Genomic DNA, 20,931 nt, shown 5'->3' on the forward strand with positions numbered 1-20,931 from the left:
CTGAAATTTGTGCAAAGTTAGGAAGATTTTATTTTTTATTAAGAATCAGATTATTTTAAATAGACAAAGTTTTAAAGGAAAACCAGGTATCTCCTAATATTTATTAAATTTGGGAAAATTATAAAAAATGAGGCAGAAATTTTCTCTTTTAGTTTTTCTGATAGCAGCAGGGCTTTTCAACGCCCAGGTTGAAGAAAAAAAATTGGATGAGCTGATCCTGAATACTTTGAAAACCTTTGATGTTCCAGGAATGTCTGTGGGGATCATTAAAGACGGAAAAGTGATCTATTCAAAAGGTTTCGGACAGCGTTCACTCACCACAAAACAGCCGATGGACGATACCACGCTGGTGGGAATTGCATCCAATTCCAAAGGCTTTACCTGTACGGCTCTGGCTATTTTAGCCGATGAAGGAAAACTGAACTGGGACGACAAAGTTTCTAAATATATCCCTGAATTCCAGATGTACGATCCCTACGTCTCTCAAAACGTTACCATAAAAGATCTTGTGACCCACAGAGCAGGATTAGGGCTGGGACAGGGAGACCTGATGTTCTTTCCGGAAGGAGGAAATCTTACGGTGAATGATATAGTTCACAATGTAAGATACCTTAAGCCTGAGAATCCTTTCAGAACCACTTTGGATTATAACAATATTATGTTCATTGTTGCCGGGGAAGTTATCCACAGGGTTTCCGGATTGAGCTGGGCTGAATTTATAGAACAGAGAATTATGAAGCCGGTGGGAATGACCTCCAGCTTTGGAAGCTATAACAGAGCAAAAGCAGTAGCCAATAAAATCGATGCACACGCACCTGTTGACGGAAAAGCGATCGCCGTTCCTCACGACTGGAATGAAACGGGAAATGCAGCAGGAGGAATTATGAGTAATATTAAAGATATGACGATCTGGGCAGATTGTCTTTTAAACAATTTCACGACAAAAGATGGTAAAAAGCTGGTTTCTGATAAAAATGTTCAGCAGCTGTGGAGCCTTCAGATTCCTGACAGGGTGGCGATGAAAAATCCTTATGATACAAGCTTTTATGGTTATGGTCTGGGATGGTTCCTGAGTGATGTTAAAGGACATAAGCAGATTCAGCATACCGGTGGTCTTATCGGTACCGTTACCCAATTTACCCTGATTCCTGATCTGAAACTGGGAATTGTAGTATTAACCAATCAGCAGTCTGGAGCTGCTTTCAATACAATCACCAACACGGTAAAAGATTCTTACCTTGGCGTGGCAGACAGAAACTGGCTGAAAACATATGGCGAAAGAATGTCAAAAGTAAATGCAGATTTCGATAAGCAGAAAAAAGAGGCATATGCGAAATCAGAAGCTTTTAAAAAAGAAAAAAGTCTACATCCGAAAGCAGAACAGTTCGTTGGGAATTACAATGACCAATGGTTCGGTGATGTTGAAATTTCACAGCAGGGAACCGCTTACAAAATCCTTTGTAAAAATTCACCAAGACTGAAAGGTGAACTGCTTCCTTTCTCCAATAATTCCTTTATCATCAAATGGGACGACAGAAGCTATGATGCCGATGCCTATATTATTTTTGATTATGATGAAAACGGAAAGGCAGTATCTGCTAAGCTAAAACCCATCTCAGATGTTACGGATTTCAGTTTTGATTTTGATGATCTGGATCTGAAGAGAAAGTAAAATGCTAAGGAAGCAAATAAAGCTGAGAAAGCAAAGGAGGCAAATTTGTTGATGAGGAAAACAGCTGTATGAAAATGAATTTTCAATGAGGATTATAAAACATTCATAAAGCAGGCTTTAGTGATCAGCTTCATAGCAAAAGACACGGCAGTAACAATACTAGCATTAAAAAATTCAATAGGAACGGGCTTTAGCCCGTTTTTTATGTATCATATTTTCAAACGGCTTTAGCCAAAACCTAAAAAAGAGCTCCAAAACTATTGGAGCTCTTTTTTATAATATATAGTATTAATCTCAGCCTCAGCGTTAAACTCGATCTTAACCTTAGCCTCAAGCTCAATTACTCTTTCACAAACTTCTTAATAAAACCCCCGATCTGAATAATATAAGCCCCTTTTGCCAGCTGACTTACATTAATCGTATCACGCTCCAGTTTTCCGGAAAGAACAAGATTCCCAACCATGCTGAAGATTTTAAAGTCTTTTGAAGATGCATTGCGAACATTTAATATGTCTTTTGCAGGATTAGGATAAATTGCTGCAGTGTTTTTATTTTTTTTCTGATCTGAAACTGAAAGAGCTGCTAAATCCGCTTTCAATAATGAACCTGCAAAGAAATCTGTAACGTACATTGTATTCCCATTGACGGCTAAACCTGATGGATAATTAAATCCGCTTGAAACAAGACCATCTGATACCGTCGGACTGGCTGTCGTATAATTAAGTTTGGAAACCTTAGCTGCTCCGGCCTCACAGATAAATAATTCCTGCCCGTAGGAAGCAAGACCTGATGGATAGCTTAATCCCTGTGCTACCATTTCTGGGGAATTGGAACTGTTCATATCAAATTTTGAAACCCTTCCTTCAAATCTTTCCGTAAAATAAATCACATTGTTGATGATCTCAATTTCAAACGGAGACTCTGCAGCCGTTACATCAATCAGCTGAGGTGTACTTTGGGTGACATCTATTTTCGCTATCTTATTATCTCCCTCAAGAGCCATATACAGGTCATTCCCTACGAATTCGAGACCCAAAGGGCTGTTTATGCCCGACAGAACAATCTCCCGGGTCGGATTGGCAGCATTAAGATCAACCTTGGAAAGCCGGTTTCCTCCGAACTCAGAAACATACAGAATGTTATCCTTCAAGGCAAGTCCATAAGGACGGTTTACGCCTGTAACAACATCGACCGGAGGAGAGGTAGGATCATCTATATTGACTTTGATGACCTTGTCTTCATAATAAATACCAATATACATAGTATTCCCGTCAATAACCATTGGATTGGGCGTATTCAGATTTTCAATAAATACATTGGCGGTGGCTTGTGCATATATTCCGGTTCCCGCAAAGAGAAGAATAAGCACGAAGAAATAAAGCTGTTTTTTCATTTTATTTTTATTTAGAATAATTAAATTTTAAACAAAAATACTTTATTAAAAACAAAAATATCCAGGTTGTGACAAAAGTCATGAGCAAAATGTAAAAGATAAATCACAATTAAAGCACTTGGAAATAGCTGTAATGTTCAATAGGTACGGGCCTATTCCATCCTTCAATAATGTATTGTGATCAATTTGGCTTTAGCCAAAACTTAAAAAAGCATCTGCAGTTATCTTAAAAGAGACAGATCCTGCTCAGCACGAGACAATTCAACATTTAGATGTTGTTTCTCAAAAAAATCTTTCAAATCCAGAAGACGCTTTCGTGGATCATATGACAGGCTTGAATTCAATTTTTGCTGGCAGAGAGAGCAGGCTCTTGCAAAATGGAAATCAGTTTCCGGAAGCGAATTCGTACCGTTCATCACGCAAACCGCATTCAGGCAATGGCTGATTCCAAACATATGGCCAATCTCATGAGAACTAATTTTAATCAGGCGCTCAAGACTTTCATTAAAATTGGAATCAGATAGATGTCCGTCGGAAAATCTGTATATAGAAGTTACCCCTACACCATTTTCATAAGATGCCTGACCGAAAACATAGTTCCATTCCGGTTTTGGGAAAAGATCCCTTTCTGTAATGCCCATTAAGACTACGGCATCTTTCGGCTTTTGCTTGATCAGAATACTGTCAAGAACATAACCTGCCAAAATCTGTTCCTGTCCATCCTTGAAAATTCTTCTGGCTTCTTTTAGGAAAATAGTATTGGATACAACCGGAAGAATTTTGGTTTCCAATTGAAAATAAGCCTTTAAATATTCCTGAGTAAGTTGTATTTCTTTTTGTTGAAGCTAATTGAATTCTCCAATAGGCTGAAGATAGACCGTATTTTTTCCCGGCTCGGGCTTTATTTTTTTTAGTTTCTGAAAATCTTCAAAAGTCTGAAATTTTTCGTTCCTGGAATATCGCCAGTCGCCCGGCTTAGCTTTGGTAAGCTGAATATTATTCAGGGCAATGGTTTCCACATAGATTTTCTCCTTTTTTTGACATGAAAAAAGGAATGAGGCAGTGATGAATAAAGAAAGGATAATATTATATTTTCCCGGGTTCATAAAAGAACAGAAGTTTCTTTTTGGCACCATCAAATTCAGACCAGGAATTACAGTCTATTTCAAAACCTGCCACTCCGCAGGTCGGGAAATGAAAAATATCTTCTGAGATGGAATTGGCAAAATTGGAAATTCCATTGTTGTGGGAAAAAAAGGCAACAGAGGTTACGCTGTCATCCAAGTCGTAGATCACAGATTCAAAATTTCTTTCAGAGGGATTATACAGCTTGTCTTCCGTAGAAACAGTAAGCTGGTAGGTCTGATTAAATATTTTACATGTATTCAGGGCACGGACTGCCGGGCTGGACACAAACTGATCAATAGAAATATTATTACTTTTCATGAATCTGGACATGTTCATAGCATCTTTTAACCCCTTGTCTGCCAAAGGTCTGTCAAAGTCTTCCGTTTCTTCCGGCCAGTCACTCTTCGCATGTCTTACGAGGATGAGTTTCTTCATATTTTCGTTTTTTGGAAGATTAAAATTATAAAAAAAATAATGGAATAAAACATGATTTTTATAAAAAAACTGCGTTATGAATAAAATCATTAAATTTTACTAAATTTGCACACTTATGGGACAGATCCTTGCAATAGACTATGGAAAGGCGCGGTGTGGTATTGCTGCAACGGATGATATGCAGATTATTGCGAGCGGTCTTGAAACTGTGGAAACGCGGTTTTTAATGGAGTTTTTAAAGAAATATTTCACTGAGAATAAAGTGGATGATCTGGTAGTGGGACTTCCCACAGATCTGAAAGGAAATATTTCCGAAGTGGAGACAGATATCTTAAAATTCATTGAAGAATTTCAGAAAGAATTTCCGGGGATTACAGTCCACCGTTTAGATGAAAGGTTTACCTCTAAAATGGCTTTTTTTTTTATTTCCCAAAGTGGAAAAAACAAGAAAAAGAGACAGGAAAAGGGGTTGATAGATAAAGTAAGTGCAACAATTATTTTGCAGAATTTTTTAGAACAAAGAATACGATGATTTTACCGATAAGAGCTTTTGGAGATCCTGTTTTGAGAAAAGTGGGAAAAGATATAGAAAAAGATTATCCCGGTTTACAGGAACTTATAGATAATATGTTCGAAACGATGTACAGTGCAAACGGTATTGGGCTGGCTGCACCGCAAATCGGGCTGGACCTGCGCTTGTTCGTAATTGATGTGACTCCTCTTGCGGAGGATGAAGATTATGAAGACATCAAAGACGAACTGGCTGAGTTTAAGAAAGTTTTCATTAATGCAAAGATTCTTGAAGAGTCCGGCGAAGAGTGGAAATTTAATGAAGGATGCCTTTCTATTCCGGATGTAAGAGAAGATGTGAAAAGAAAAGGAACCATTCTTATTGAATATTATGACGAAAATTTTGTAAAACATACAGAAACTTTTTCCGATATTAGAGCCCGCGTAATTCAGCATGAATATGATCATATTGAAGGCATCCTGTTTACCGATCATTTAAGCGCTTTGAAGAAAAAGCTTGTAAAAGGTAAACTGACGAAGATCTCACAGGGGGATGTAAGCATAGGCTACAAAATGAGATTTCCGAAATAATTTAAAATAAGGATTAAAAAAATAAAATAATACACCGCAAAACGCCTCGTGCCGATTGCAGAATTTACAAAAAATAAAATTATGCTGTTAGAAAAAATAATTTCAATTTCCGGAAAGCCGGGACTTTTTAAATTAGTTTCCCAATTAAGAAACGGTTTCATCATTGAAGATGTTACAACAAAGAAGAAAGTAAGCATCGGAAACTCCAGCCAGGTGAGTTTGCTGGATAATATCGCTATGTTTACAGTAGATAAAGAAGTTCCTTTGTTTGAAGTTTTTGAAAATATTGCTAAGAATAGTGACTATAAAGAGGCTATTTCCCACAAATCTACAGATGATGTTCTGAAAGATTTTATGACGGCTTCTCTTCCAAACTACGATACAGAGAGAGTATACGCTTCAGATATCAAGAAACTGGCTCAGTGGTACAATATCCTTCAGAAAGCCGGATATATCACCCCTGATAGCTTTGTAAAGGCAGAACCGGAAACATTGGAAGGAGAAAAAGAAGAAGTAAGCATTGAAAAAGAAGCACCTAAAAAAGCGGCTCCAAAAGCAGAAAAGCCTGCCGCTCCAAAAGTAAAAGCTACTTCTGCAGCCAAAGCAGCTCCGAAAAGCACACATACCAAGAAAGGATAATTCTTCCTGAATTGTAAAATATGAATCCCTGTCAGAAATTTCTGACAGGGATTTTTTGTCCAATTTAAAATGACTTCGGAAAATGGAGCGTTAAAAAAATAAATTCGGTGAACGTGCGGGACCTGTATTGAAACGATTCAGAAATAGTCAGTCTGCACGAGTTTTAGAATTTTTAAAGAGCAGAATTTATTCTTAACGGAAGTTTCCAAGTCTTGAACTTTTCGTTCTTTTGTTTCAGGACAAATGAACTTAATTAAAGATTTACCCTAAATTTGCAGTACTTGAATTCTCAATTTATGAATACCAAACAGGAAAAACTGGAAGCTTTCGGAAGATTACTAGATATTATGGATGATCTCCGTGAACAATGCCCGTGGGATCAGAAACAGACTTTGCAGTCGCTGCGCCATCTGACCCTTGAAGAAACCTATGAACTTTCAGATGCCATCCTGCAGGAAGATTTACAGGAAATAAAAAAAGAATTGGGAGATGTATTGCTCCACCTGGTTTTCTATGCTAAAATAGGATCTGAAAAAGAAAGCTTTGACATCGCAGATGTTATCAATTCTTTAAACGAGAAACTGATCTTTCGTCACCCTCATATTTACGGGGATACCGAAGTGAAAGATGAAGAAGAAGTAAAGCAGAACTGGGAAAAATTAAAGCTGAAAGAAGGGAATAAGTCTATTTTGGGCGGTGTTCCGAAAAGCCTTCCAAGTCTGGTAAAAGCGTACAGAATTCAGGATAAGGTAAAAGGAATCGGGTTTGAGTTTCATGATGCCGAAGATGCATGGAAAAAAGTAGATGAAGAAATCCGGGAATTTCATGAAGAAACGGATCCTGATAAAAAAGAGCTGGAACTAGGCGATGTATTTTTCTCGCTGATCAATTATGCACGGATTTCAGGACTGAATCCCGATTCTGCACTGGAAAGAACCAATCTTAAATTTATAACAAGATTTCAGAAAATGGAAAAGATTGCCCTGGAAACCAACGTGAATCTCGCAGAAATGTCCCTTGAAGAAATGGATGTATTATGGGAAAAAGCGAAGTTGATGTCATAAAAAAATTAAAATGGTCTGTTCCCGAGGCTTTCATCATCAGCAGATAATTAATAACTTAGAGAAAAATATAAAAAATAGCTATGTTGCGTATTCTTACCCTATCCGTTTTTTTACTGTGGAGCTGTAATCCTAAAGCTCAGGATTCCCCAAAAACGGATGATGATCTGAAAATAGAATTTTCTTTGCCCAAAAAGCTGAAAGAAGTTTCCGGAATTGTTTTGTCTCAGGATAAAAACACTATCTGGGCTATTGAAGATCAGGGAAATAAAAATGTGGTATACGGCCTGGATTTGCAGGGAAAACTGATCACAGATGTTCTGGTGGAAAACGCTGAAAACAACGATTGGGAAGATATTACAAAAGATAGCCAGGGAAATATTTATCTCGGGGATTTTGGAAATAACGACAATATCCGGCAGAATCTGGCTATTTTAAAGCTGGATCTGAAAGACAGTTCTCAGAAAACGACCAGAGCAATTCAGACGACAAAATTTCACTATGAAGGACAGACGGAATTTCCTCCAAAGAAATCAAACTGGCTGTATGACTGTGAAGCTTTTGTAGAGATGAATGGAAACTTCTATCTTTTCACCAAGAACAGAAGCAAAGGTTTTGACGGGACTTTCCTGGTATTCCAGGTACCGAATAAAGAAGGGGATTTTGAGGCGAAACTGATCGGGAAACTAAAACTTCAGGGCAAGTACAGTGATGCCGCCATCACTTCTGCCGCCATCAACAGTACGAATGATAAAATTGTTCTTCTTACTCATAAAAATATCCACGTTCTTTCCGGGTTTCAAGCTGATGATTTCAATTCAGCCAAGATTGAAAAAATTCCTTTAAACCATAATTCACAAAAAGAAGCCGTTGTTTTTCTTGATGATAAAACATTGCTGATTGCCGACGAGAAAGATAAAACAGAAGGTGGAAATGTATATAGATTTGAATTTAACCCTCAAACAAAATAATTGCAGGAGGGCTAGATTCAAAAAATATCTTACGGAGTAAGGTAAGAAATGTGAATATTGCCCGCAGACAACCTGAAATTCTGGGTGTAAACACACCGTACCCTGAACGTCTCATCCTTGTTGAAATAACTGATAGAGGAGAGGTTATGGTTCACAGTCAATGTACGTTCGCCATGTCCTGTTGAAATGGAAGCCAGGGTGGCTGTGGATGGAGAAATCTTCTGAACGGAAGATTTTGCCGTTCCCGCAGTATAGCCGTTCCCGTTTAAGCTCAGGTCATATGTGATATAAGGAACAATATTGTAAAACCCCGGCTTTACAACGGTAAATACTCCGGTCGTTGAGTTATACGTAAGGTACGTATTATCAATTTTGTTCGTTACGTTATACACATAGCTTTTTGCGTAGCTGTCGTGCGTGCTGACGGGGTTGCTTCCGGTACCCGTGTAGCTTCCTGAACTGGGGTTCGTATCGGTTTTATTACCGACAAATACTACCTTTAAAAAGTTCTGGGACTCGATGGTCGTCCATGAAGGAGGATTATTGGCTCCGTTTGACATTAATACTTCACCACGGTTTCCGGAACTTCCTTTGGTCTTTGCATTGCCGCCTACATTAAGGTCTTTAACCACCTGAAGGCTTCCGTTGACATGCAGTGTGTTTTGTGGTGTTGGGGTTTCTATACCCACTTGAGCGTTTACAGTTAAGGACATGACAAATAATGCCATGTACGATAGCGTTTTCTTCATCCAATAGTTGTTTTTTGTTGAAATAATTTAAAAGCAAATATAAATTGTTTCTAAAACATTGAATTTTTAGCAGATAACTAAACATATTGAGCTATGAGTAAATCTGCTTAAAGCCGGGAAAAATATGATTCAGCTTTCCTGATCGTATTTGCTTTATATGTAACGATTTATGAATGAAACGGGCCGAATTTTAAATTCTATGCATAGTAAAATTTAACATACATAACCGTTTTTTTATGTAAATGAAGCTTTATTTCGATAAAAATACTAGAAAGTCATCCCTACACCTGCAGAAATTCTGCCTCCGTCCGAACCGTAGAAATAATTAAGTCTTGCAGAGAACATTTCCACAACACTCATCCAGAATCCTGCTCCCACAGACTGATGCCATTTTTTGGAATCTTCATCATCATTCCATACACGGCCCAGATCATAGCCAATCAGGACGCCCATGTTGGCAGGGATAATATTGTTTCTCACCCTTCCGAAGTCCCAGCGGATCTCAGAATTATTGGTAAAATAGGATTTCCCGGAGAACCGGTCATTTCTGAATGCTCTCATTCCATTGTTTCCGCCGATGCTTGCCGCCTGGTAGAATTCAAAATTATTATTGCTGATCCACATCGCATTGCTGGAATTTGCAAAAACAAAATTTCCTCTTTTATCAAGCCTGTGATCTATGGCAAGTGTTCCGCTCAGGGTGAAGAAATTCCTTTCCGTATTGGAGAGATTGGTTTTCCAGTCGGCATTCACAAGGAACTCAAGGCCTAAGGTAGGGAAAGCATTATTATCCAGATTTTTAAAACTGAAGGTATAATTGGCTCCTGCAAACTGCTGGCTGTTGAAAACTTCCGGTCTCACATCCGGAGACTGGTCTACAAAACGGTCCCCTTTGCGCTGAACCTTATTATCTTCAAAAGTAAGCTGGAACTGGTGCTGGAGATTCAGCCAGCTTTTTTTGGAGATCGATGGTGCAAAATTGAATTTGGAGATTCTCGCCCTGTTGTATTCTCTTTCCGTTTCTTCTTTATCGTACTCACTTTCATTGGAAAGTCCGAAGAAATTTTCTGCGAATCTTGGCGTGGTATAGGCCGCATCAAGGTTAAAGTCCCATCCGCCGATGGCCTTCTTGAAAATCCCTTTATACGCTGCATTGAATCCTCCTGTCGCTGTATAGAAATTAACTTTCAGACTGTGTTTCTGGGTATAAGGAGCACGGATGAAATTATTTACGGTGTAATTAGCCAGAACCCCCAGGATCACTCCGTCATCCGGGTTGTAGTCTGCATTCGGGTAGCCCGCAAAGAAATTATATTTCGGATGCTTGTAATTATAGGTATTGACATCGTAATCATCAGAAATATTTTTCGTTCCGCCTCCGTTATAGGTGTTTTTCTGGGATTTGAAGTCGTAGATTTTTACGCTTTTTCCGTCAGCTATATTGTAGACATCGTGGTTATAACCACCGATAAGCCTGATGTTCATCTTAGGTCTTCCATCTCCCGAAACTTCATAGATGTCATCGTCTTCAAGTCCGTAAATCCAAAGCTCTTTGGTCTTGGAATCTTCGTAATTTTTCTCAAAAACCAGTTCAGGATTTTCTTTGTTTTTGTCTAATTGATACTGCTTTACATTAACAGATTTTCCGGTCTTTGTAATCACAAATTTATCAGGATTTACGGTTCCTGCGAGCGATACTTTTTCCTGAAGAACATCGTAATATTGAGCTGCATAATCCTGCAGCTTTGTTTTTCTTATTTTTAATTTTCTCTGAATATCTGTAAGGGTTTCATCCTTCACCTCTTTGGGAAGGTTGGTAAATGCATCATCGATATCAGCATCCGTAAGGTGTTCCTGGATGTATTTCGCCTGTGCGATCCATTCTTCCTGGGTAGCGCCTTTCAAAAAGACAAGATCCAGCGGATATGGCTCCATATTCATCCATTTTACATTTTTAATGTCCTCTTTAAAGGTTTTCATGTGACGGATAGCCGGAACATTCATAATGATCTTAAAAGCTGCTCCGTCATATTTACTGAAAGCCTGGTCCCTGTCTTTGGGAATAGGTTTGTAAATGACCTTTTTGCCATCCTCATATTCTGCCCATTTCCATTGGTCGGAATGCCGGTCCCAGTCACCGATCAGCATATCAAAAATTCTTGCCCGGATATAAGACTCCCGGTCTACGGAATATTTATAGTTCTTAGAGAAATTTTTCAGAACATCATCGGTAGATACAATGTCCTTGGCATTATCCAGCGCCGCCAACGTTTTGGGATCAGAAGAGAAACGTTCCTCAATCATGTACATTTCGTCGCCATAATTTTCATTGTATTCTCCTAAAGCATATTGTTTTGGAATGTAATACAATTTTGGATTACTATGGAAAATATTCAGTTTATCAGCCATATTTCCTACTGAAAAAGGAGTAAACGGATGATTGGTGGTATAAAAATCCAGAAGGAATTTTTCAGGAAACGTGTTGTTCAGTTCATTTCCGAAGGTGCTTTTTTTGAATGCCATATTATTCAGGAAACGAACAGCGCTCTTTTTTACACCGCGCATCACAAATTCCTGACCGTCTGCTGCCTTCAGTCTTAAACTGTTTGACTGATTGCCGCCCCCTTCTCTGAAAGGCGTAAATCCACCGTTTAAAGAAGCCAGATCTGCAGTAGGTGCATCAACCGGGATTCCATAATACTTTCTGTAGTGTTCGCCCCAGAGCCAGCGGTACACCGGTCCTTTTTTGGTGAGCTTTACCGGGTAGATACTTGAGCTGACATTTCCAGGAAAGGATTTCGGGTAATTATTCACAAATACATCCGGCTTTGAGATCACCGAAATATGGGTAAGCTTTTTTAGATTGTTGTCTTTCGTAGAAAAATATTCTACATCCGTACTTTGGTCTTTTCTCAGATTTAAAACGGCAAAACCACTCCCGCCATATGAAAAATCACTTTTCTCTGCAATCGTGGCAGGATCTGTTTTGGAACCGGCACCACTTACAATCTGCCGGATATTCCTGTCTTCATGATACTGAAGATTGTGATCATGGCCGGAAACAAAGATGATGTTCTCCTTATCCTGCACAATACTTTTCAGCCTGTTGGCCAGATCAGCATAATGCTGGTTATTGATGTCTTCAAGGTTTGCTCCGGAAGAACTTCTCAGTACATTGACTACACTGGCAACAACGGGAACCGGGATTTTGCTTTTCAGCGGATAAAGGTGTGCTTTTGTAGAATTGAATCCTGCATGGGTTCCGCTGCTGATCACAGGATGATGCAGCGCAACAATAATTCTTTTATCCTGGTTTTTGGTCACCAGATCTTTAAATTCTGTGAAAAAATCTTCACGGGTTTTGATGGTACAGCCTTTATTCACACCGGGATACTGATCCCAGTTGACCAGCGCCCACTCAGTATCAATAACGATAAGTTTAATGTCTTTGGATAAGTTAATATCATCAATCCCGCAGGCATTTTTTGGAAGAAAAGCTTTTTTGTCGTTTAAATAAGTTTTCACCAGGTCCTCCTGGGCTTTTAACCCTTCAAGGCCGCTATACCAGTCATGATTTCCGGGAATGACCAGGGTTTTTCCTTTAAAGTTTTTGGTAATGGCGAGTTGGTTTTCCAGCTTTTGCTTTGCTGATGCATATTCCTTATCTGATTCTTTCGGAAGTCCGTTGGGGTAAATATTGTCCCCAAGGAAGATCAGCATGGAGTTGCTGTCTGCAGAATCCAGTTTGTTTTTGAGTAAATTTAACGTATTTTGTGCCTGTGGCTCATCTGAATTTCCGGCATCCCCGATCAGGAAAACTTTAAAATCGTTTTCAGATTTTATGTCGGAATTCTGTACTTCAAATAAGTTTTTTCCTTTTTTTACGTTATATGTTGCGCAGGAATACAAAACTCCGGCAGACAATACGGTCCGAAAGGCAATAGAAGTATTTTTTAAATGAGTTTTAAAGGATAAATTCATAAATTTACATTAACAAAAATTCAGGAATGGGCATTTTACACAAAGCTAAAGATTATGTCGAAAACTTATTCAAAGATAAGTTATCTTCTGTATATTTTTATCATAATTTTATTCATACCACCTATACAGTGAATAAGGCGGAGGAGATTATGAGAAATACGCCTGTTTCCAAGGAAGATCAGGAGAAAGTGCTGCTTGCGCTGTGGTTTCATGATACCGGATATATCAAATGTGCCCAGAATCATGAAGAGGAGGGGGTAAAGATTCTTACGGATTTCCTAAAGGAAGAAAATTATCAGGAAACCGATATTAAGGATATTTCCCAACTGATTCTGGCGACAAAAATTACTTATGAACCGCAAAACCTTCTGGAAAAGATTGTGAAAGATGCAGACTGCAGTCATTTTGCCAGCCACGATTATAATGATATTTCCGATGCCCTTAGAAAGGAATGGGAGCTTACCAACGTACGATGTTTCTCCAATGAAGAATGGAATGCAGGAAACCTGGATATGCTTAAAAACAAGCATCATTATTACACGGAATATGCAAAGGACAACTGGGAGCCTATGAAAGCTGACAATATCAGGAAAATAGAAAAAAAGCTGGAAAAAGACGAGGAAAAGAGAAAAGATAAAAAGGAAAGCTCAGATTCTAAAAAAGAACCTAAAGATCCTAAATCTGACCGCAGTGTGGATACACTATTCAGGGTAACGCTGAACAATCATACCAGATTGAGTGATATTGCAGACAGTAAAGCGAACATTCTACTTTCCGTAAACGCCATTATCATTTCGGTATGTCTTTCCGTACTGGTTCCAAAACTGGATACGCCAAAGAATGCCCACCTGATCATTCCGAGCTTTATATTGCTGTTGTCAAGTGTTCTGACGATAATATTTGCGATTCTATCCACAAAACCGAATGTAACCAAGACTCATTTTACGGCGCAGGATGTTGCGCAGAAGAAAGTAAACCTTCTGTTTTTCGGAAACTTTCACCAGATGCTGTTCGACGATTATCATAATGCGATGAAAGATATGATCAAAGACCGGGATTATATTTATGATTCTATGGTGAAGGATCTTTATTTCCTTGGGAAAGTTCTGGACAGAAAGTACAAGCTGTTATCGGTAACCTATCAGATATTTATGGCCGGAATTATTATTTCCGTGCTGTCTTTCGGGTATGCTTTTCTTTCGCTTTAATTAAAAAAATAAATAAAGATGATTGTCAGACAGCGGACCAATTGGCTGAAAATGTTATTTATATGGAGAGGTTCAGTGCTGAAGAAAATAGTAGTGCAGCTGGCTGTTATTCTGGTATTTTCACTGTTAATCTATTTTTTTAAAGGAAAAATCTTTGATTATAAAGTCCATCTTAATCCGACTATTTTTACACTCATCGGTCTGGCACTGGCTATTTTCATGGGATTCTGCAATTCTGCAAGCTATGACCGTTTCTGGGAAGGCCGGAAGCTTTGGGGTTCGCTGGTGATTGAAACCAGATCGTTGACCAGACAGATCCTTTCTCTGGTAAATGATTCTTCACCGGGAGCTAAGGAAGAAAAAGAAAAAATCATCAAAATGATATCGGCATTCTGCTGGTCTCTGAATTATCAACTGAGGGATAAATCCGGAACGGAACATTTAACAAGGCTTCTTTCCCCGGAACAGACGGAGCAGTTGAAGGATAAAAAGTTTATTCCCGGCATTATTCTGGGTTTTATTGCAGACTGGCTGAATGAACAGCAGCGGAAGGGAAATATTGACACGATTGTTATGACTTCCATGGATCATCAGCTCAATCAGTTTTCCAATATTTCGGGCGGATGTGAAAGGATTTATAATACACCGTTACCTTTTGCCTATAGTGTATTGCTGCACCGCACGGTTTATCTGTACTGTTTCTGGCTGCCTTTCGGACTGGTGGATTCACTGGACTGGATGATGCCCCTGATTGTTCTTTTGATCAGCTATACTTTCATTGCATTGGATGCGATCATTCAGGAAATCGGGGAGCCGTTCGGAGAAGAGGAGAATGACCTTGCCCTAAACAGTATCTGCAGAACGATTGAGTATTCTATCTTTGAGCAGGCCGGAATACCGCAGGGAGAGCTTAAGAAACCGGATTCTTATTTTATAGATTAGTTTTGAAAATGAAGAAGAATGGAAGCTGGAGGAAGGAAGTTAGAAGATGTTAAAGGGAATGTACTTTTTGAAGACTAGTGGACGATTTGGTGAAAGTTCAAAAATATTCCGTAAAAACATCATATCCATACCTTGCAATCATCATAGAAACCACGACCAGGAATATTTTTCTTACAAAACCATTTCCCTTCTTCAGGGCCAGATGACTGCCAATAAAACTTCCAGCTACATTAAAGAAAGCCATCATCAATCCAATGCCCAGAATATAGTGTCCCTGTCTGATGAAAACTGTGAGGGCAGATATGTTGGTCAGGCAGTTGATTACTTTTGCATATGCTGAGGCCATTACAAACTCAAAGCCTAAGAAGAAAACAAAACCCAGAATAAAAAAACTTCCGGTTCCGGGACCGAATATGCCGTCATAGAAGCCCACTACAGAACCAATGACAGATCCGAATACCATTTGCTTTAAGGGAGATAACGTTTTGGTCTGAACCGTTCCGAACTGCTTTTTCTTATAGATGTAAATCATCATAATAATCAGGATAACCAGAATAACAGGCTTTAAAATTTCTGTCCGGATAATGCTGACCACCTGAGCACCCAGCCAGGAAGTGATAAATGCAAAAATGGAAACCACCAGCAACAGGGGATAATTAAAACGGACTTTCCTGGTATACTGTGCAGCAGCCACTGTGGTTCCAGATAAGGCAGCAATCTTATTCGTACCGAAAATTGTCGCCACCTGTACATTGGGGAAAGCAATAAGCAATGCTGGAATCTGGATAAGCCCGCCACCGCCAACTACGGCATCAATGAATCCTGAAACAAAAGCAATGAGAGATAAAGAAAGCAACAAAACGGGAGAATATTCAGCAAAGAATGAATTGAGATCCATAACAGGGTAAATAGTTTGAAAATGAAGTAAAAATTCTTATCCAAAGATAGATAATAGTTTCTTCCCAGTATGTATGATTAGGTTTAAAATAAAGCCGTAAAAAATGTTTGATTATGATAAGAGAAATACTTGTTTCCAAATAGCTTTACACCAACGAAATCCTCAGCGCCAGCAGTCCTGTAATTCCCTGAAGATCTTCCACTTTCAGAAACTCTACATCGTTCTGAAGAATTTCTTTTTTCTGAAGCTTGCTGATATATTCCAGGTATTCTTTCTGGTTTTCCATACCAAAATAAACAATGGTGATTTTTCCGGGGCAGGTGATTCTTTCCGATGAATCTTTTACATGGGCCTTATCCAGACGCTTTTTGATAATTTCATAATAAGAATTGTAGGCGCCATCTACATCAAAGCGTTTTTCATCCATTCTGAAACGGATGTCTATTTTCTCGTTATATACAAAGATCAGTGACGCAATATCCAGTTGAATCGGAAGATCCCTTTTAAAGCTCTGGAATTCACGTTCCATATTACAGATCGTTTTCAGCTGCCAGTATCTTAATTTGTGAACTTCTTTTGACGTATAATGAAGATCCGGCGCGATATTATGGCCAATGTAGAGATTGTGCTCCACACCGTCTGATTTAAATCTTTCAAAATAGTGCGGGAAGATCTGCTGGGCTTTTACCTGGCTTTCGTCCAGCATGTCGGCAAGTTTCCTGTTAACCAGGGTGATAGAATCATCTAAGCTTTTTCTGTTGGCATAAAACAGATCGGTTTGGGTAAAAACCTGTAGGAAATAATCTTTGATTTTATTTTTGATTTCACGGTCGGTTTTCAGTTCCAGTTTCCCCTGGAGGAAAGGATGGATTTCTTCTCTCAGAAGCCTCTGGAAACGCTGCTCCGTGTCTGCTTTGATTTCGTTGTTCAGTTCATTTTCAAAAATCTCCAGTGCGAGAAGATATTTCTCCGAATCGGAATTGATCATGACGAAAATATCATGGAGGCTTTCAAGCTGCTGGTTGAGGTCCTCCAGCATAAGGTTAAAACGCTTGTCTGAAGAAGAACGGATATCCGAGAACCCAAACAGCGGTGTCAGGTTTTTAAAGGAAATCTGTTTCAGGGTATACATCTTTTTCCCGAGTGAGGCATTGAAATATTTTTCAGCTTCATTCCTGAATTTCCATACCACACTGTTGTGGATGGAGGTGTATTCCCGCTGGATAATGGCTTCTATCTGATAGTTTTTTTCAAAATTGAATCGGTTCAGGGAGAAGAGGATCATATCTGAGAAGAACTCCATTTTCTTCAGCTTTAAGCCATTGAAGCTGTTTGCCTGTGGTGACGTAAATTCCATGATGGCCAGAAGTTCTCCGTCCTTCATGATAGGGATGACCATGAAGCTGTTGATATTGTTGTCCTTCAGAATATTGAATGAAGGAAGGCTTTTGATTTCGTGATCCAGATTGTCAACATTTGAGATCACAATGGGCTTGGAATTATGATTGATGTTGCTGAATGTACTTTTCCGGGTTTCCTCATCAAATGCATTGATCCAGAAGTCCAGCACATGATGGGTAAAAAGATTTTCATAGATGGGAAGCCTGCCCAGTTTCTGGTCTTTTTTATCGAACAGCATCAGTCCGAAGTTAAGTTCCGGCACCTCAAAATACGATTTAAAGATTTCAACAAGATTTTCATCCGGGCTCAGATCCTCGGGATCTATTTCTATCATGCTCGATTTAAGGTCAGACAGGGCCACTTCTGAGGTACAGTCTACTAGGGAAATAATGGTAAACCCTTTTAAAACCCATGATTTTGATGGGAAGTATTTTTTCCAGAGGTTAAAATCATCTAAATTTTCCAGCAGCATGTCCACCACCTCTTCCGTTGGAATCTTTGCATTTTCGCCGGGATAAACCTCTGTAAAATCTGAATTGACCGTAATTTTATAATGCTTCATGATACCCAATCTGTTGGGAATATCATAATAAAAAGGCATGGTACTTTTGATGTCTCTTTTAAAATAACTCTGGAGGATCAGGCAGCAGCAGAATACATAAAATTCATCGTCACCGATATTTCTCAGCTCTATTTCAAAATCTTTTCCGGCATCTTTGAGAATATTTTTAAACCTTTCGGTATAGTTAAAAGTGGTTTTAGAAAGTGGAATACTGGCCGCCTTAATTTCGTTGCGGGTAAGCCCGATAGGGAAAAGGTCTGCAAGCAGCAGCCTGATAAGTTCCTCATGCTTTTCCAGTACGGCTTCATCCAGAAAACCGTCTTTCAGCTCCGGAAATTTTTCGGTTCTTTCCAATAAAGATTCAGCATAGTTGACCCGGTACTCCAAACGGTCGTTGTAGCGGATATGTTCCAGAACATCCAAATATTTTTTGAATGATATTAGAACCTCAAAGGGAGCGTCTTTTTTGTAAAGATTGGCCAAATGCTGAAATTTAAAGTAAAGTTATGAAAAAAACGGCATTTTCAAATAGCCTTCAAATTGGTAAAAATGATCTTTCTGAATGACTTTATTTATTTTTTTCAAACAAAACTTCCAAAAAGATAGAGCATTATCTGTTCTCTCTTTTCTTTTTGAAAAATTCGGCAGTTTTGTGATAAAGAGTAGGATAAAATTCTGAGGTTCCGATCTTTAATTCCCTGGTTACCGGGAAAAGGAATTTCATCAGCGGAACAGAGAATATAAGGGCAAGGGGCAGGACAAGTATTCCGTAATTCTCAGTATCTTTTAGGTCTTTACTGACAAAAAATAGAAAAGCTATGATAAGCAGAGCAGTAAGGACGGTGATGAGGTGTTTTTTCATTGTGATTAATGTACTCAAATGTAGTGTTTTTTTTGGAAATTATATTAACTGTGAATTTTTGAGACAATGTATTAGTCAATATTAAGGATTATTTTTTTGGTTAATCGCAAGGGCGCAAGGATTTAAAATTGTGATGTTGTTAAGGCGCAAGAAAATCAAAGATTTTCAGCAAGAATCGCGCAGTCGATATAGGATTTCTTTATTCACATTGTTTATAACGGTATTAAATTCTATCTCCGATAAAATCCCTGCGTTCTTAAAATAATCGGGTTTTAATGGATTTCCCTTGCGTCTTTGCGTTTAAAACATACTCAAAAAACTCAGGAAATGGAGCTTAATATTCTTTGATTAGTCATAAAAAAAGCACAACAGGAAAGTTGTGCTTTTGTATATTTTGATATCAGTATTTTATAATCCGAACTGTCTTGCGAACAGGTCAGGGAAAACTCCCAATATAATAATTGATGCAATGACAAATACCGCTACGATATTGTAAGTCAATGTTACTTTTTCTGAAGATTTGAATGTAGATTCTTTGAAGAAGAACATGGCAATGATCAGTCTTAAGTAGAATGCAATAGAAAGGGCAGAACCTAACACAGCAATTAATACAAGGAAAGCTGCACCGTTCATCGCCTGGGAGAACAACGCAAATTTACCCATAAAACCTGCTGTTAATGGAACTCCGGCCATTGAAAGCATGGAGATTGCTGCTGCTGTAGCCAATAGAGGTTCAGTTTTTGCCAATCCCTTGAAAGCTCCGAAAGAGGTTTCTCTTTTCAATTTTTCTACCCAGATCAGGCACATGAAAACACCTACTGTAGATAACGAGTAAGCGAATAGGTAAAATGCCAGGTTATAGGTAGAAAGATTAGTCATTCCGAAGAATACAAGTCCGATGTATCCTGCATGAGATACGGATGAGTAAGCCAGCATTCTTTTTGCGTTCGTCTGGGCAAGTCCCATCACGTTGGCCAAAAGCAGGGTAATGATCAGGAATACACCTAAAACATTGATCCATTCATGGGTAACGCCTGCAAAACCAATCGTCATCAACCTGAATAAAGCAAAGAATCCTGAGATCTTCACAACACTTGCCATAAATGCAGTGATCAGGGAAGGCGCTCCGGCGTATACATCCGGGCTCCACATATGGAAAGGCGCTAAAGCCACTTTAAATGCCAGGGCACAAAGGATCAGTAATACTCCCAGAATGAACATCACATCTTTAGAGTTTTTAACCCCGAACTCCTGGATTTTATATAAATCGAAACTTCCTGCACTTCCGTAAATAAATGCAATACCGAACAGTAAGAAACCTGTTGCGAAAGCACCCATCAGGAAATACTTGATTGAAGCCTCATTGGATCTTAAATCAGTTTTGTTAGCCCCTGCCATTACATATAAAGGAATGGAAAGGATCTCTACTCCTAAGAACAGCGTTACCAGGTTCTGGAATCCGAAAAGAATAATCCCGCCGCATAATGCAAAAAGCATCAGGGCATATAATTCCGACTGGTGACTTCTGTGGTTGCTGAACGCAAAACCGCCCAGGAAAAATAACAATAGGGTAGTCACAATGGATATTTTAGTAAATAATGCAGTATTTAATGTATACTCATACATGTGTCTGTACTTTTCGAAGAAAGCACATTCCGGTAGGAAGCTTACATATAACGCTACGATCAGTCCTAAAATCCCAATATACCTTGCGAATTTTCCCTGTTCGAAAACTCCTGAAAATAACGCAATAACTGCCGTTAGGAAAACAATAATTAAAACACTCATACTATAGATTTGAGATGTGAGATTTGAGTTTAAAGTTTAAAGGTCAAGGTTTAAAGTTATTGTGATAGCCGGAAATCCGGAATTCCAGTCTTTATTCTTTTCTCTTTATTCTTTTGCTCTTCTGATCTCTTAATTTTTTA

General features: G+C 38.8%; 18 protein-coding genes. 8 read left to right on the forward strand and 10 right to left on the reverse strand.

The features are described from left to right. Positions 1-127: 127 nt before the first annotated feature. Positions 128-1,672, forward strand: coding sequence for a serine hydrolase (locus tag B7E04_RS07050; protein WP_080778034.1), 1,545 nt, complete (start codon positions 128-130; stop codon positions 1,670-1,672). A gap of 340 nt (positions 1,673-2,012) precedes the next feature. On the opposite strand, the gene B7E04_RS07055 is transcribed toward B7E04_RS07050, so the two are convergent. The 4 genes from B7E04_RS07055 to B7E04_RS07065 all read right to left on the reverse strand — a co-directional run bounded on the left by B7E04_RS07055 (position 2,013) and on the right by B7E04_RS07065 (position 4,628). Next, a complete protein-coding gene (locus B7E04_RS07055; RefSeq protein ID WP_080778035.1) occupies positions 2,013-3,065 on the reverse strand; it encodes a T9SS type A sorting domain-containing protein in 1,053 nt (350 codons plus the stop codon). Positions 3,066-3,286: 221 nt separating this feature from the next. Next, on the reverse strand, positions 3,287-3,856 hold the full coding sequence (locus B7E04_RS22350) for an archaemetzincin (RefSeq protein WP_228439852.1): 570 nt from the start codon (positions 3,854-3,856) through the stop codon (positions 3,287-3,289). Positions 3,857-3,910: 54 nt separating this feature from the next. Beyond that, a complete protein-coding gene (locus B7E04_RS22355) occupies positions 3,911-4,171 on the reverse strand; it encodes a hypothetical protein (protein ID WP_228439854.1) in 261 nt (86 codons plus the stop codon). Then, positions 4,152-4,628: a SixA phosphatase family protein gene (locus B7E04_RS07065; protein WP_080780612.1), complete on the reverse strand. Its 477-nt coding sequence runs from the start codon at positions 4,626-4,628 to the stop codon at positions 4,152-4,154. Before B7E04_RS07065 ends, B7E04_RS22355 begins: the two co-directional genes overlap by 20 nt. A 115-nt stretch (positions 4,629-4,743) precedes the next feature. Between B7E04_RS07065 and ruvX the strand changes: the two genes are divergently transcribed. The 5 genes from ruvX (at position 4,744) to B7E04_RS07090 (ending at position 8,400) form a co-directional block, all read left to right on the forward strand. Then, positions 4,744-5,160 carry a Holliday junction resolvase RuvX gene (gene ruvX / locus B7E04_RS07070; RefSeq protein WP_080778036.1) on the forward strand — a complete coding sequence of 139 codons (417 nt, stop codon included), beginning with the start codon at positions 4,744-4,746 and terminating at the stop codon, positions 5,158-5,160. Next, positions 5,157-5,729 (forward strand): peptide deformylase, encoded by a 573-nt coding sequence (def, locus tag B7E04_RS07075; protein WP_080778037.1) that lies wholly within the window; start codon positions 5,157-5,159, stop codon positions 5,727-5,729. Before ruvX ends, def begins: the two co-directional genes overlap by 4 nt. A gap of 81 nt (positions 5,730-5,810) precedes the next feature. Continuing rightward, positions 5,811-6,368 (forward strand): DUF5606 family protein, encoded by a 558-nt coding sequence (locus B7E04_RS07080; protein ID WP_080778038.1) that lies wholly within the window; start codon positions 5,811-5,813, stop codon positions 6,366-6,368. Between the two features lie 296 nt (positions 6,369-6,664). Then, entirely contained in the window at positions 6,665-7,432 is a 768-nt protein-coding gene (mazG, locus tag B7E04_RS07085) for a nucleoside triphosphate pyrophosphohydrolase (RefSeq protein WP_080778039.1), read from the forward strand. 80 nt (positions 7,433-7,512) lie between these two features. After that, positions 7,513-8,400 (forward strand): hypothetical protein, encoded by an 888-nt coding sequence (locus B7E04_RS07090; protein ID WP_080778040.1) that lies wholly within the window; start codon positions 7,513-7,515, stop codon positions 8,398-8,400. Between the two features lie 29 nt (positions 8,401-8,429). Here B7E04_RS07090 and B7E04_RS07095 read toward each other — a convergent pair whose 3' ends face one another. Both B7E04_RS07095 and B7E04_RS07100 read right to left on the reverse strand, forming a co-directional pair. Beyond that, positions 8,430-9,149: a hypothetical protein gene (locus tag B7E04_RS07095; protein WP_139785356.1), complete on the reverse strand. Its 720-nt coding sequence runs from the start codon at positions 9,147-9,149 to the stop codon at positions 8,430-8,432. 267 nt (positions 9,150-9,416) lie between these two features. Beyond that, the gene (locus B7E04_RS07100) at positions 9,417-13,130 is read right to left on the reverse strand and encodes a metallophosphoesterase (RefSeq protein WP_080778042.1); all 3,714 of its coding nucleotides are present in this window, start codon (positions 13,128-13,130) and stop codon (positions 9,417-9,419) included. A gap of 26 nt (positions 13,131-13,156) precedes the next feature. On the opposite strand from B7E04_RS07100, the gene B7E04_RS07105 reads away from it, so the two are divergent. Together B7E04_RS07105 and B7E04_RS07110 are read left to right on the forward strand one after the other, a co-directional pair. Next, entirely contained in the window at positions 13,157-14,338 is a 1,182-nt protein-coding gene (locus B7E04_RS07105) for a Pycsar system effector family protein (RefSeq protein WP_080778043.1), read from the forward strand. An 18-nt stretch (positions 14,339-14,356) separates the two neighbouring features. After that, positions 14,357-15,280 (forward strand): bestrophin family protein, encoded by a 924-nt coding sequence (locus tag B7E04_RS07110; RefSeq protein ID WP_080778044.1) that lies wholly within the window; start codon positions 14,357-14,359, stop codon positions 15,278-15,280. A gap of 97 nt (positions 15,281-15,377) precedes the next feature. On the opposite strand, the gene B7E04_RS07115 is transcribed toward B7E04_RS07110, so the two are convergent. The 4 genes from B7E04_RS07115 to B7E04_RS07130 all read right to left on the reverse strand — a co-directional run bounded on the left by B7E04_RS07115 (position 15,378) and on the right by B7E04_RS07130 (position 20,791). Beyond that, positions 15,378-16,178 carry a sulfite exporter TauE/SafE family protein gene (locus B7E04_RS07115; protein ID WP_080778045.1) on the reverse strand — a complete coding sequence of 267 codons (801 nt, stop codon included), beginning with the start codon at positions 16,176-16,178 and terminating at the stop codon, positions 15,378-15,380. A gap of 145 nt (positions 16,179-16,323) precedes the next feature. Then, positions 16,324-18,624, reverse strand: a complete 2,301-nt coding sequence (locus tag B7E04_RS07120; protein WP_080778046.1) for a GAF domain-containing protein — start codon at positions 18,622-18,624, stop codon at positions 16,324-16,326. Between the two features lie 127 nt (positions 18,625-18,751). Further along, positions 18,752-19,003 (reverse strand): hypothetical protein, encoded by a 252-nt coding sequence (locus tag B7E04_RS07125; RefSeq protein ID WP_080778047.1) that lies wholly within the window; start codon positions 19,001-19,003, stop codon positions 18,752-18,754. 408 nt (positions 19,004-19,411) lie between these two features. After that, positions 19,412-20,791 (reverse strand): NADH-quinone oxidoreductase subunit N, encoded by a 1,380-nt coding sequence (locus B7E04_RS07130; RefSeq protein WP_062652981.1) that lies wholly within the window; start codon positions 20,789-20,791, stop codon positions 19,412-19,414. Positions 20,792-20,931 lie beyond the last annotated feature (140 nt).

It is taken from the genome of Chryseobacterium phocaeense (assembly GCF_900169075.1).
Lineage (GTDB): Bacteria > Bacteroidota > Bacteroidia > Flavobacteriales > Weeksellaceae > Chryseobacterium > Chryseobacterium phocaeense.